This window comes from Stenotrophomonas sp. NRRL B-14846 (assembly GCF_050473585.1).
Lineage (GTDB): Bacteria > Pseudomonadota > Gammaproteobacteria > Xanthomonadales > Xanthomonadaceae > Stenotrophomonas.
The window spans coordinates 1,423,738-1,436,544 of record NZ_JBFLUN010000022.1; the positions used below are offsets into that span (position 1 = coordinate 1,423,738).

Here is a 12,807-nt window from a genome sequence, read left to right on the forward strand (position 1 = left end):
GCCTACGTGTGCAAGGAGCCTGCCATGTCGTTCCGTCCGTCTCTCCGTCTTACCTCTCTCGCTGCCGGCCTGCTGCTGGCGGTGACCGCCACCGCGCAGCCGGTGTTCGACCAGCCGGCCAACGCCACTTTCAAGGGCGAGGTCGTCTCGCGCGGTGAGAACGTGGTTCCCGGCAGTACGGCCGACGTGGTCGGTCGCGGGTTCGTGCCGGGCCAGAAGGTCAGCCTGCTGCGTGGCGACAGCGTGCTCAACACGCAGCCGCTGGTGGTCGATGCTGATGGCAACTTCAAGACCCAGCTGAGCATTCCGGCCGACGCCGTGCCGGGCACCCATCCGGTGGTGGTGCGCGCCAGCCAGCCGGCCGCAGCCACGGTGCTGAAGCTGCGCGTGTCGCCGCAGCTGCCGCTGTCCGGCCAGGCGCAGTTCGCCACCCAGTCCAACAAGCTGGTGCCGGGCCTGTACCAGTCTGCCTACAGCGCCGCCAGCAATGCGGTGTTCGTGACCTCGGCCGTGGGCCGTCCGCCGGTGACCCAGTCGCAGCTGCTGAAGCTGGACCCGAAGTCGCTGAAGGTGACCAAGGCGATCACCCCGGCGCAGGTGCCGGGCAGCACCAATGGTGCGGTGTACGCGGTCTACGGCGTGGGCGTGGATGACACCAATGGCAATGTCTGGGTCACCAACACCCGCCAGAACTCGATCGCGGTCTACCGCCAGAAGGATCTGTCGCTGGTCCACCAGTTCCCGGTCGATGCCGTGCCGCATGCGCGCGACGTCGTGGTCGATGGCACCCACGGCAAGGTGTTCGCCTCGGCCACGGGCGAGGACCACCTGTCGGTGTTCGACGCCAGGACCTTCAAGGAGCTGCCAGCGGTGACGCTGGAGTCCGGCGTGGATGACGGCAAGTTCACCCCGATGAGCCTGGTGCTGGACGAGAAGGGCGGCAAGCTGTTCACCGTCAGCATCGGCACCCCGGAAGCGGCGGTGATCGATGTGGCCAGCGGCAAGGTCGAGAAGGTCATCGACCTGGGCAATTCGATCAGTGCCTCGGGCGTGGCCTTCGACGCGGCACGCAACCGCCTTTACGTGGCCTCGCAGGGCACCGACAACCTGCTGATCGTCGACGTGGCGGCCGGCAAGGTGCTGCATGACGTGCCGGTCGGCGCCGGTGCGCTGAACGTCGCCTTCGATGATGCCTCCGGCCTGGCCTATGTCAGCAACCGTGGCGCAGGCACCGTCACCGTGGTGAATGGTGACGGCAAGGTGGTCGCCAACCTCGATGGCGGCACGCTGCCGAACCATGTCCGCGCCGACGGCAAGGGCAACGTGTTCGCGGTGAACAAGTCGCGCGGCGCCGAAGACCCGAAGGGTGACCGCATCACCCGCATCACCCCGAAGCAGTAAGTCACACGGCAGGGCGGCGTGCGCGTCGCCCTGCCAGCAAGGAGAACAAGCATGAACATCGCGTCCCGTCTGCGCCTGTGTGCGCTTCCGTTGGCTGTCTCGCTGGCACTGGCTGCCTGTGGCGGTTCATCGACGCCCTCGGATACCGGCACGCCGGCTGAGCCTGCCGCCGCGACCGCGGCTGGCGAAGTCGCGTTGCCGGCAGGCTGGCAGCATGTGGCCGGCACTGATATGCCGGCCGTGCGCGATCAGAAGGCGGTGTTGCCGGCCAAGGTGCATTCCGATGACGGCGCCGATATCGAGGTGGTCGATACCAGCCGCATCATTGCCGGCGGCGACGACGTCATCGCGGTGATCGAGGCGCTGGGCCTGGGCAAGCAGGTGTTTGCCGCGCCGACCAACACCACCACCCAGGCCGGCCTGACCGCGCCGCACCAGTTCCTGTTCAACCGCACCACTGGCGTGGAGGGCGTGCTGAGCCTGCAGGGCTCGCTGTTCCTCGGCAACAGCCTGCGCCGCCACACCGAGCTGGCCAAGAAGCTGCGCGAAGTGGGCGAACCGGCGGTGGTCATCGATGACCTGCAGCCAGCGCCTGACAAGGTGCGCAAGGTCGCCGCCGCACTAGGGCTGGCCGAGGCAGGGCAGGCGCTTGCCACGCAGGTGCAGCGCCAGCTCGACGAGGCTGCAGCGATTGGCAAGGGGTTGGGCCATGCGCCACGAGTGATCCACGTCTCGGCCACGGGTGCCGGTGGCTCACCGACCGTTGCCGGTGCCGACAGTGCGTCGGCGCAGCTGATCGCCCTGGCCGGCGGCATCAACATCGGTACCGAAGCGGGAGTGAAGAACTACTCGCAGCTGAGCAATGAGGGCGTGGTCGCGGCGGCACCGGAAGTGATCCTGGTGACCGAGCATGACCTGCAGCTGTTCGGCGGTACCGAAGGCCTGTGGAAGGCGTACCCGACGCTGAAGCAGACGCCGGCCGGTCAGGCCAACCGGGTCTGGGTGATGCCGGATGTGCAGCTGAAGTACACCAGCGTGGGCTCCGGTGCCGGTGCGCTGGCGCTGGCCAAGGCCCTGGCGGCGTTGCCGAAGGCATGAGTCCGGCGGATCGGCGCCGCCGTCGCGGGCGGACGATGTTGCTGGTGGCGTTGCTGGCACTGCTGGGGGCGGTACTGGCCTCGTTCGCCGTGGGTCCGTTGCGGTTGCCGCCGCTGGAGGTGATGCAGGCGCTGGCGGTGAAGCTGGGCCTGCTTGATCCGCAGGCAGTCAGCAGTCGTGACCTGGCCGTGGTCTGGCAGTTGCGCATTCCGCGCGCCCTGCTGGGCGCGATGGTCGGTGCGTCGCTGGCGATGGCCGGCGCCAGCCTGCAGGGCCTGTTCGGCAATCCGTTGGCCGACCCCGGCATCGTCGGTGTCAGCCAGGGCGCGGCACTGGGCGCAGTTGCCGCCATCGTGCTCGGCGCCGCGGGTGCTGCCGGCTGGCTGGTGCCGGTGGCCGCGTTCGCTGGCGGCGCACTGGCCATCGGCTTGACCTACGCATTGGCCCGGCCGGGCAAGGGGACGGGCAACGCCACGCTGCTGCTGGTCGGTATCGCGATGGCCGCGTTCTGCTCGGCGTTGATCGGCTTCCTGACCTATATCGCCAGTGAAAGCGAACTGCAGTCGCTGGTGTTCTGGCAGATGGGCTCGCTGGCGCGCGCCAACTGGGCCGACGTGGCGGCGGTGGTGCCGTTGTTCGCCATTGGTGTGTTCGCACTGCAGCGGTTGGCTACGCCGCTGGACATGCTGGCGCTGGGTGAACGCCAGGCACAGCACCTCGGGCTGGATGTCACACGTACGCGTCGCCGCCTCGTGGCCTTCAGCGCGCTGCTGGTCGGGGCAGCGGTGGCGTTTGCCGGCTCCATCAGTTTCGTCGGCCTGGTGGTGCCGCACGTGGCACGCTTGCTGGTCGGCCCGGGACACCGCTGGCTGCTGCCGTTGTCCGGGCTGCTCGGTGCGCTGTTGATCGTGGTGGCCGACACTGCCGCGCGCACATTGGATCCGCCGGCCGAGATTCCGCTGGGCCTGTTCTCGGCAGCGCTGGGCGCGCCGTTCTTCCTCTGGCTGGTGCTGCAGCAGCGCCGCAAGGCCGCGCCATGAGCGTGCTGTTGAAGCTGCACGAGGTGGTGGTGCGTCGCCAGCAGCGCGAGATCCTGCATGGCATTTCGCTGGCGTTCGAGCCGGGTACGGTGACCGCGCTGGTGGGCCCGAACGGCGCAGGCAAGTCCACGTTGCTGGCCGTCGCCGCCGGTGACCTGCGCGCTGACGCGGGCGAGGTAAGCCTGCTCGGCAAGCCGTTGGCCACCTACAAGGCCGGGCCGCTGGCACGTGAGCGCGCGGTGATGCCGCAGGAGCACGGCGTGCGTTTCGCCTTCAGCGTGGAGGAAGTGGTGGCGATGGGGCGGCTGCCGCATCCGCCGGATCCGGTGGTGGATGACGCCCAGGTGGAAGCCGCCATCGATGCTGCCGAACTGCAGGCGCTGCGCCTGCGTGAGGTGCAGCAGCTGTCCGGCGGCGAGTCCGCCCGGACCACGTTCGCGCGCGTGCTGGCGCAGGACACGCCGCTGCTGCTGCTGGATGAGCCAACCGCAGCGCTGGATCTGCGCCACCAGGAACGCACGCTGCGCAGTGTGCGCGCCTGCGCCGAGGCCGGGGCGTGCGTGATCGTGGTGCTGCACGATCTCAATCTGGCTGCCGGCTATGCCGACCGCATCGTGCTGCTGGAGCAGGGCAGGGTGGCGGCCGATGGCACGCCGCTGCAGGTGCTGACCGAAGGCAACCTGCAGCGGGTCTACCAGCAGGACGTGGTGGTGCTGGAGCATCCGCGGCGCGGGGTGCCGCTGGTGGTGGTGACCTGAGCGCAGGCCTGGCGCGCTCCACCGCGTATCATGCTCGACGGGATTTCCTTCAATGGACTGATGCAATGATCTGTAATGTTTCGCGTGGCGTGCTGCTGGCCGTGATGGTCGCCTCCGCAGGCGCCGCCAATGCGGTATCGACCTCGCCGGTGTCGCTGATGAGCGCGGCCGAGCAGGCTTCTCTGATCGAAACCCGGTACTCGGCCGGTGATGGCGCTCCGGTGGCCGCGATGACCACCCGCTACTTTGCCAATGATGAGCTGTCGGTCAGCTGGGATGACCAGCAGGTGCTGGTGCTGTGCAAGGAAGCGGCGTATCTGAAGATTCCCGCCGCCAAGCTGAAGGCCGATGCGCTGACCACCGAGCAGCGGCAGATGATTACCTACCAGGCGGTGATGTCGGGGCTGGGGGCGATCGCAGCCGTGGCCGAAGTGGCCGGCGACGCGGTGACGGTGGCCGACGATGGCAGCGAGCTGCGCCGCACGGGTGAAAGCAACTGGGCCTACGGTGTGGAGCGGTATGACGTCACCACCCAGCGCATGGCTGACGGCGCGCTGCGGGTGCGGGCGCGCAAGACCGAAACCGTGAACAACGCCAAGCCCGCTTCGCCGGATGATACGTTCAGTACGGAGGATGATCAGGCGGCTCGCCTGTCCGAGCTGGCACCGGTTGGGAGCTGGACCGAAGCGTTGATCCACGGCGGCCCCCGCCAGGCGCAGGTGGATCCGGCGATGTCGCTGAAGGGATGGGTGTCGATGGCGGACGACCAGGCGGCGACCGTGGCTGAGGCTCGCACGCTGCACGAGTGCAAGTAATGCAGGGCAGGGGTCAGAGCCCTTTGCCCGTGGCAAAGGGATCCGACCCCGAGCGCTGTCGGCCTCATCGTTCCATTTATGCGCGCAATATTCACTTGCGCGCCAGATTGGCAGGTCTAGAATGCGCCCCATGAACCGGATGCCGCTCCTGAAGTTTTTCACCCTGACCCGCGCAAGCGCGGAACGGGCGTGTCTGCCTGGAGCCTCACGAGGCCGTTGAATCGGCCATCGCAGGACCTTCGACAGAGCGCCCTCCGGGGCGCTCTTTTCGTTTCCGCAGTTCCATTCCCCGTAACCCGATGTACCGCAAGGAGAACGTGCCATGCACCAGATCGCCGAGACCGAACGCTAGCCGCGCACCCTGTCGCCAACCGGGGTGTGCGGCCCCTGGAGTTGGCTTTGCAGGAACCTTTCTCATGAACACCCAGACCCTTTCCCGCCGTCGCAACCTCGGCATCATTGCCCACATCGACGCCGGCAAGACCACGCTGACCGAACGCCTGCTGTGGAAAAGCGGCGAGATCCATCGCGTCGGCGAAGTGCACGACGGCAATGCGACCACCGATTTCTCGGCGATCGAACGCGAGCGTGGCATCACCATCGGCGCGGCCGCCGTGCAGGCACAGTGGGCGCCGCGTGACCTGCCGCCGCATCGGCTGACGCTGATCGACACCCCCGGCCACATCGACTTCGCCATTGAAGTCGAGCGCTCGCTGCGCGTGCTCGACGGCGCCGTGGCGGTGTTCTCGGCCGTGGATGGCGTGCAACCGCAGTCCGAGACCGTGTGGCGCCAGGCGCGTCGCCACCGTGTGCCGCTGATCGCGTTCGTCAACAAGATGGACCGCGTCGGCGCCTCGTTCCAGCGCGTGCTGGAGCAGCTGCAGGACAAGCTGCAGGCGCGGCCGTGGGCATTGGGCGTGCCGCTGGGCAGCGAAAGCGACTTCAACGGCTGGGTCGACCTGGTCGATGAGCGGGTACTGCACTGGCAGGATGGTGCCGTAACCACGGTGACCCCGTGGGACGACGCGGCGCGCGCCCTGTGGCAGGCGCAGCGCGACGCACTGGTCGAGGCTGTGGCCGACCACGACGAACTTCTGGCTGATGCCTGGCTGGAAGGTCGCGCGATCGATGCCGAGCTGCTGCGTGCGGCGATCCGTCGGGCGACGCTGGCGGGTGCGGGCGTGCCGGTACTGGCCGGTGCCGCGTTCAAGGACAAGGGCATCGAGACGCTGCTGGATGCGGTGGTGGATTACCTGCCGTCGCCGCTGGATCGGCCTGCCGTCACCGCTGAAAGCGAGAATGGCGACGTGGTGCTGCCGCCGGATCCAGACGGTCCGCTGGCCGGCCTGCTGTTCAAGATCACCCACCAGCAGCACGGTGCCCTGAGCTTCGTGCGGCTGTACTCGGGCACCTTGAAGGTGGGCGACGCAGTGGCGAGTTCGCAGCATCCACAAGGGCGGCGCGTCAGTCGCCTGGTGCGGGTGCAGGCCGACCAGACCCACGATATCGAACAGGCCGTGGCCGGTGACATCGTCGCGGTGCTCGGCTGGAAGGATGCGGTCAGCGGTGAAACGCTGAGCGGGCGTGCGCAGCCGCTGCGCCTGGAGAACATCCAGGCACAGGCGCCGGTGCTGGCGTGGCGGTTGGAGCCGGCGCGTGCTGCCGACCTGATCCGGATGGCACAGGGCTTGGCCAGCCTGGCCCAGGAAGATCCGTCGTTCCGTGTCGAAACCGATCGCGACACGGCGGAGACTCTGGTCTGGGGCATGGGCGAGCTGCATCTGGAGGTGATGGTCGAGCGCCTGCGCAGTGAATGGAAGGTCGACGTGGGCGTAGGTGCGCCGCGCGTGGCCTACCAGGAGACGCCGATGCGTGCGATGACCGGCGTAGTGGGCCGGCTGGTCAAGCAGACCGGCGGCCAGGGCCAGTTCGCTCATGTGGTGCTGGATGTGGCCCCGCGCGAGGACGACCAGGTGGTGTTCAACGACCGCATCGTCGGTGGCGTGGTGCCGCGCAGCTTCATCGCGGCGGTGGAGAAGGGCGTGCGTGCCGCGCTGTCGGAAGGTCCGCAGGGCCATCCGGTGGTCGGCATCGAGGTCAGTCTTGTCGATGGCCAGACCCATGCCAAGGACTCTTCGGAGATGGTATTCCATCGCGCCGGCGCCGAGGCGATCAAGGCCGCGCTGGCAGAGGGCGGCACGCAGCTGCTGGAGCCGGTGATGGCAGTGACGGTGCATTCGCCGTCGGCATCGGTGGGGGATGTGGTCGGCGACCTCAACCGACGCCACGGTCGCATTGCCCGCATCGACGACCAGGATGGTCGTGCCGAGGTCAGCGGTTTCGCGCCGCTGGCGCAGCTGGTGGGCTACACCACCTCGCTGCGCTCGCTGAGCCAGGGCAGGGCCAGCAGCGAGGCGCACCTGCATGGCTACGAGCCGGTGCGCGCTGCATGAAGAAGGTGAGGGAGCCCGTTCGCGGGCTCCCTTTTTCGTGTTGGCTGGTTCCCGTATCCACGCATGGCGTGGATCTACCGGGTGTCGTTGGGGTTTGCCCATCCACGCATGGTGCGATTCCGCCGGGCGATCGGGTTGCGGGCTCTGCAATGGATCCACGCCATGCGTGGATGCCGTTGTCAGGGGATCCGCCTTTTTTGCACTGCATCGCAACAAAACCGCAGAAAAAGCTGGATTAAAGTGATGCCTCACGATAAATTGCGCACCCCCCGTTGCTCGCCGCCGCCCGCACCCTGCCCATGCGTGATGACAAAGACCCCGGAACCCTGGAGCTGACCCTGCCGCGCAAGCGCGGTCGTCCGCCCAAGTTCGGGTACGCGATGAGCGATGCGCAGCGGGCCGCGCGCTACCGTGCGCGCAGGGCAGGGCAGGCCAACCATGCCGACGTGCGCTCCTGCAGCGACATGGTGCTGCTGGACAAGATCCGTGCTGCGGTGAGCGCGCGCGACACCGAGCTGGCCGGGTTCCTGGTCCACGTGCTCTGGCAGCGCTACCCCCTGCAGCTGAAATAGTTCGCCGGCGGGGTGGCCGTTGTCATCGAGCTTGTTGATAATGCGGGATTCAGGTTGTTCCCGCTGGCGTGCCCGGGATGGCAGGCGCGCATGATCGAACGGTTCCCAAGATGACCACCACCAGCGACACCACCACCGAAGCGGCGCAGAGCGGCGCCCCCCTGTTCTATACCCGTCCGGTGCCGCTGCAGGCCGATGTGCATGCCGATCTGCGCATCCTGCCGGGCAAGCTCGAGTTCGCCGCCGGCAACAACGCCATTCCGCTGGTGCTGGGCGAGTTCTCGCTGGCCCTGCACCACTTCCCGATCCTGTTCGCCGGCCCGGGCGCGGTGCCGATGGCCGCCGTGGGCGTGTCCGACCAGAACCTGTTCATCAAGGACGGCCTGTGGGAAGACGAGGCCTATATTCCGGCCTACCTGCGCCGCCACCCCTTCATCTTCATCGACACCGGCGCGGAGAATGACTTCCTGCTGGGCATCGACGAGGAAAGCCCGCGCGTGGTCAAGGGTGGCGAAGAAGGCCAGCCGCTGTTCGTTGACGGCAAGGCCACCGAAATGGTGCAGCAGGCGCTGGAGTTCTGCGGCCAGTACACCCGCGAGCACGAACAGACCCTGGCCTTCTCCAAGGCCCTGACCGACAACGGCCTGCTGGTCGAGCGCAACGCCACCGTGCGTACCCCGGATGGCCGCGAGTTCAACCTCAATGGCTTCCTGGTGGTGGACGTCGAGAAGTTCGTTGCACTGCCGGAAGCGACCGTGGTCGAGTGGCACCGCAGCGGCTGGCTGGCACTGATCCACCAGCACCTGATGTCGCTGGGTCGCTTCAATGACCTGACCCGTCGCCAGGTCGAGCGCCTGGCCGCCTGATCAAGGCACTGGCAGGGTTCCCGCTGCGTGGGAGCCCTGTCCAGCCTTCAGCACGTCCAGCAGGCGCCGCGCATCGGCCCAGTCCGGCGCGGCGTCATGTGCCAGATCGGCCAGCTCCGCCGCGATGGCCGCATGCTCGCATTGGCCCAGCATCTGCAGCGTGCCCTGCAATCGGTGCGCGTGATGGCCTAGTGCCGATGCGTCCGCGCGATCGACAACCCGCTCCATGCTGTCGAGCTCATCGCGGATGTCGGCGATGTAGGCTGCGTCCATGTCAATCGTCCGCGCGGCTGCGCCCAGGCCCTCTGGTCGCGCAATGCCGAGCGCAGGCAGCAGCTGGGCGGCGCGCAGCGGCTTGGCCAGTACCGCGTCGAAGCCCGAGCGACGGCAGCGTGTGCGATGACGCCGTCCGGTGCGGGCAGACAATGCGATCAGGCGAATTGCCTGCCCGGCATGCCCACGCAGTTCGCGCGCCAGCACGTGACCATCGATGCCACGCAGCCCGATGTCGATCAATGCGATGGGGCGGGGCTGTCGCGCCTGTTCGGCCAGGGCGCCAGCCACGTCCTCCACGGCGCACACCTCAGCGCCCCAGCGGCGCAGCTGTTCGGCGAGGACGTGGCGATTGAGCTCGTGGTCCTCGACCAGCAGCAGGTGCACTCCGGCCAGTGGCGTATCGCCCACGGGCATGTCCTGGGCATCCTCACCGGCGCCAGCCGGGCGCACCGGCAGGCGCAGGATGAAGCGACTGCCGCGGCCCAGCACGCTGTGCACGGTGAGGTCGCCGCCCATCGCGCGGGCCAGCTCGCGCGCGATGGAAAGCCCCAGGCCACTGCCGCCACGCTGCTGTCCGCTGCTGCCTTGCTGGAAAGGCTGGAACAGGGTGGCTACCTGTGCCGGTGCGATGCCGATGCCGCTGTCGATCACCTCCAGCAGCAGCTCCCGCGGACACGCCGTCGGCATCAGCTGCAGGCGCAGCTCGATGCCGCCGATATCGCTGAACTTCACCGCGTTCGCCAATAGATTGCTGGCAATCTGGCGTAGCGCATCGGCGTCCACCAGGATGTTCGACGGGGATGCATCCTGGGTATCGAGATGCAGCTGCAGGCCTTTCCGCTGGGCCTGCGGCCGGATCGCCTCCAGTGCCTGCCGGCACAGCTGAACTGCATCGCAGGCTTGCGCATGCGGCTTGAATGCGCCGCTCGCAAGGCGCGAAAAGTCCAGTGCGCGGTTCAACAGGCTGCGCAGGGATTGGCTGGCCGTGCTGGCAGCGGCCAGCAGGTCGCGTTCACCCTTCGGCAGTGTCGATTGCCCCAGCAGCTCGATCGAGGTCAGCACGGCCTGCGCCGAGTTGCGCATCTCGTGGCTGATCACGCCGATGGCGTGCGCGCCGCTTCGGTCACCGCGTGCCCGCAGGTGGCGCATTGCGAGCCACAGCAGCGGCAGGGCGATCAGCAGGGGAGCCAGCAGCAGCCACCGGCGCGGGGGCGACGCCTGCATCCAGTCCAGTGCATTCCCGGCCGCGGCAGGCAGCGTCTGCCCCGCCCAGAGTCGAAGGAGGCCCGCATGCTCCTCCAGTGTGATCTCACGTAGTGCCTGTTGGATGCGGCCCAGCAGCTGCTGGTCTTCGTGGCGGACGAGCAGGTAGAGGTCGGTGGAGAAGCCGCTGTCGAACGACTGCAGGCGCAGGCTGCCATTGAAATGGCGTCGAACCAGGGGGCGTAGTGTGGGCTCCAGGCCGATCGCCACGTCCGCCAGGCCGGATTCGACGGCGGCCAATGCCGCGTACCGATCAGGCAGGTGCCGCAGCCGGACCTGTGGGTGATGTGCGTGCAGCCAGCCGGCGTAGGGCCCGCCTTCAACGACGGCGACGACCCGCGTGCCGAGTTCGTGCATCTCCCGTGGCAACCACTCGCTGGCGCGTCCGGCCAGCAGGGTGGCGCCGCCACGAAAGCGGCTGGACGCGGCAAGGTCGGGGCAGGGGAGGGCCTGGTGCCTCGCCCCGCCAAAGACCATGACCAGGTCGGCCTCGTGATGGCACACCGCGAGGATCGATGCGGCGGTGGTTGGATAGGGCTGTTCCAGGAAACGGAGCTGGGCGTGCCGGGCCACCAGGTTGGCGTAGCCATGGGCAAGCGTTGGCGGTGATGACGTATCAGCCAAGGCTGCGGGCAGCGGGCGCAGGGAGGGGGTCGTGGCGACCCGTACCGTGCTGCCCGGCAGCCAGCGTGGCGACCGGATATCTTCGGCCGAGGCAGCCGGCAGGAGAAGGAGCGCCAGCAGCCCCGTGGACAGGAAGCGGCGGCGCAACGGCGGCTGGCGCCTCACGGTGTCTCCAGTCGTTCGCGCAACGCGTAGATCTCCACGTCGCTGCGCAGTCCCAGCTTGCGCAGCACGGCAACCTTCTGCGTGCTGACGGTCTTGATGCTGCGATGCCGGCGCAGTGCGATCTCGGAGACGGTCAAGCCTTCCAGCAGCAGGCCCAGCACCTCGCGCTCGTTGCGGCTGAGCTCGCCGCGATCGCCGGCCAGCCTGACGTCCGGTGGAACCAGGGTCAGGCCCTGGGAAACCCGCACGATGGCGTCGGACAACGCAGGAAGCGGCTCGGCCTTGCTGACGAACCCGCTGAGCCCGGCATCGATCAGGCTGTTGAGGTTGGTGGTGGGCGAGAGCGTAGCGAAGGCCAGCAAGGGCGTGCGCGGGAAGTCCCGGCACAGCCGGGCAACCAGCTCGATGCCGCCCAGGTCGCCACCGGCGAGCGTGAGGTCGATGATGGCCACATCAACGTGCGTGGCTTGCAGGCTGCATAGCAGATCGTCGCTGCAGCCATGGCTGGCGATGATGTCGAAACGGAGGTCGCCTGACAGGTGGAGGGCGGTGCCGCGACGGACCACTTCGTGGTCGTCCAGGAGCGCCAGGCGTAGCCGACGCGGTGCAGGAAATCCATTCATGCGCGGGAGGTGGTCGGCGCCCATGGGCGTGGCCGTCATTCTGGCGCCGCTGTCGCGTCGAACATCGAATTTGTTGCGTTTTTACGACTATTCCTAAAGATCGATGGATGCGCTCCATCGATACGGGCTGATCCATGGGCCGGGCGTATCGTCAGGTTGAAGGCCGCCGGGTCGCATTGTCCTGGAGGGCTCTCCCTGGGTGTGGCTGACCCGTATTGAAGGGCTGCCGACACCGTTCGAGAGGGCATTAATGTGACGCATCACGGCGGAGTACCTGATCCCGAGTGAGTCGGGTCGTGGGCGGCTCCGCAATCTATCGCACCGATTGCGGTACACGCCTCAGCCTACCGGTGTCGTAGCCCATGGCCGCGATGCGTTGCACGGCCTGCTGGTAGTCGCTCTCGGATACCTGCGGCGTGCGTGCCATGTACCACACATAGTCGCGCTTGCTGCGCGCGATGATGGTCTGGCCGTAGTCATCGCGCAGCCAGGCAATCACATACTCGGCCTGGATCGGCCAGATGAACTGCATGCCCCAGATGGCGCCGTTGCCGTTCTTCTCGACCCGTCCAACAGGGTGCATCGACTTCTGCGGGGCGTCGAAACTGCCCTTGCGATAGGTGAAGGTTGTCTGGATGCGCCCGTCCGGCTTCAATGCGTAGCTCTCCAGTGCGTCGAAGGCTTCGCGCTCCGGCCAGGACGGGATGTGGGCGATCACATACCAGTCGCCCATGAAGCGTGGCACGTCCACCGATGGCGGGCGAGGCAGGGGACGGGTATCGCTGGAACTGCAGCCGGAGCCAAACAGGCTCAATGCCAGCAGGGGAAGCAACGAGCGCATGCGCATGTCACA

Annotated in this window: 11 protein-coding genes; 8 read left to right on the forward strand and 3 right to left on the reverse strand. The window is 67.7% G+C overall.

Translation table 11 applies throughout. From position 1 onward, the window contains the following. Positions 1–24 precede the first annotated feature (24 nt). The 8 genes from AB1281_RS08825 to AB1281_RS08860 all read left to right on the forward strand — a co-directional run bounded on the left by AB1281_RS08825 (position 25) and on the right by AB1281_RS08860 (position 9,003). Positions 25–1,401, forward strand: coding sequence for a YncE family protein (locus AB1281_RS08825; RefSeq protein ID WP_430345610.1), 1,377 nt, complete (start codon positions 25–27; stop codon positions 1,399–1,401). A gap of 51 nt (positions 1,402–1,452) precedes the next feature. After that, a complete protein-coding gene (locus AB1281_RS08830) occupies positions 1,453–2,499 on the forward strand; it encodes a heme/hemin ABC transporter substrate-binding protein (protein ID WP_430345611.1) in 1,047 nt (348 codons plus the stop codon). Further along, positions 2,496–3,539 carry a FecCD family ABC transporter permease gene (locus tag AB1281_RS08835; RefSeq protein WP_014037165.1) on the forward strand — a complete coding sequence of 348 codons (1,044 nt, stop codon included), beginning with the start codon at positions 2,496–2,498 and terminating at the stop codon, positions 3,537–3,539. The genes AB1281_RS08830 and AB1281_RS08835 overlap by 4 nt, the downstream gene beginning before the upstream one ends. Beyond that, positions 3,536–4,297: a heme ABC transporter ATP-binding protein gene (locus AB1281_RS08840; protein ID WP_430345612.1), complete on the forward strand. Its 762-nt coding sequence runs from the start codon at positions 3,536–3,538 to the stop codon at positions 4,295–4,297. Before AB1281_RS08835 ends, AB1281_RS08840 begins: the two co-directional genes overlap by 4 nt. Before the next feature lie 65 nt (positions 4,298–4,362). Further along, positions 4,363–5,112 (forward strand): hypothetical protein, encoded by a 750-nt coding sequence (locus tag AB1281_RS08845; RefSeq protein ID WP_430345613.1) that lies wholly within the window; start codon positions 4,363–4,365, stop codon positions 5,110–5,112. Between the two features lie 416 nt (positions 5,113–5,528). Beyond that, positions 5,529–7,565 carry an elongation factor G gene (fusA, locus tag AB1281_RS08850; RefSeq protein WP_430345614.1) on the forward strand — a complete coding sequence of 679 codons (2,037 nt, stop codon included), beginning with the start codon at positions 5,529–5,531 and terminating at the stop codon, positions 7,563–7,565. 299 nt (positions 7,566–7,864) lie between these two features. Beyond that, entirely contained in the window at positions 7,865–8,137 is a 273-nt protein-coding gene (locus tag AB1281_RS08855; RefSeq protein ID WP_005409616.1) for a hypothetical protein, read from the forward strand. Positions 8,138–8,247: 110 nt separating this feature from the next. After that, complete coding sequence (locus AB1281_RS08860) at positions 8,248–9,003, forward strand: SapC family protein (protein ID WP_014037169.1); 756 nt, start codon at positions 8,248–8,250, stop codon at positions 9,001–9,003. Here the strand turns inward: AB1281_RS08860 and AB1281_RS08865 are convergent, their stop codons facing one another. The 3 genes from AB1281_RS08865 to AB1281_RS08875 form a co-directional block, all read right to left on the reverse strand. Next, positions 9,004–11,331: an ATP-binding protein gene (locus AB1281_RS08865; RefSeq protein ID WP_430345615.1), complete on the reverse strand. Its 2,328-nt coding sequence runs from the start codon at positions 11,329–11,331 to the stop codon at positions 9,004–9,006. Further along, the gene (locus AB1281_RS08870) at positions 11,328–11,954 is read right to left on the reverse strand and encodes a response regulator (RefSeq protein WP_430345616.1); all 627 of its coding nucleotides are present in this window, start codon (positions 11,952–11,954) and stop codon (positions 11,328–11,330) included. The genes AB1281_RS08865 and AB1281_RS08870 overlap by 4 nt, the downstream gene beginning before the upstream one ends. 313 nt (positions 11,955–12,267) lie before the next feature. After that, entirely contained in the window at positions 12,268–12,801 is a 534-nt protein-coding gene (locus AB1281_RS08875) for a lipocalin family protein (protein WP_430345617.1), read from the reverse strand. Positions 12,802–12,807: the final 6 nt, after the last annotated feature.

Coding starts and splice junctions, on each gene's coding strand:
- AB1281_RS08825 (WP_430345610.1), top strand. CDS start 25: ATGTCGTTCCGTCCGTCTCTCCGTCTTACCTCTCTCGCTGCCGGCCTG.
- AB1281_RS08830 (WP_430345611.1), top strand. CDS start 1,453: ATGAACATCGCGTCCCGTCTGCGCCTGTGTGCGCTTCCGTTGGCTGTC.
- AB1281_RS08835 (WP_014037165.1), top strand. CDS start 2,496: ATGAGTCCGGCGGATCGGCGCCGCCGTCGCGGGCGGACGATGTTGCTG.
- AB1281_RS08840 (WP_430345612.1), top strand. CDS start 3,536: ATGAGCGTGCTGTTGAAGCTGCACGAGGTGGTGGTGCGTCGCCAGCAG.
- AB1281_RS08845 (WP_430345613.1), top strand. CDS start 4,363: ATGATCTGTAATGTTTCGCGTGGCGTGCTGCTGGCCGTGATGGTCGCC.
- fusA (WP_430345614.1), top strand. CDS start 5,529: ATGAACACCCAGACCCTTTCCCGCCGTCGCAACCTCGGCATCATTGCC.
- AB1281_RS08855 (WP_005409616.1), top strand. CDS start 7,865: ATGCGTGATGACAAAGACCCCGGAACCCTGGAGCTGACCCTGCCGCGC.
- AB1281_RS08860 (WP_014037169.1), top strand. CDS start 8,248: ATGACCACCACCAGCGACACCACCACCGAAGCGGCGCAGAGCGGCGCC.
- AB1281_RS08870 (WP_430345616.1), bottom strand. CDS start 11,954: ATGAATGGATTTCCTGCACCGCGTCGGCTACGCCTGGCGCTCCTGGAC.
- AB1281_RS08875 (WP_430345617.1), bottom strand. CDS start 12,801: ATGCGCATGCGCTCGTTGCTTCCCCTGCTGGCATTGAGCCTGTTTGGC.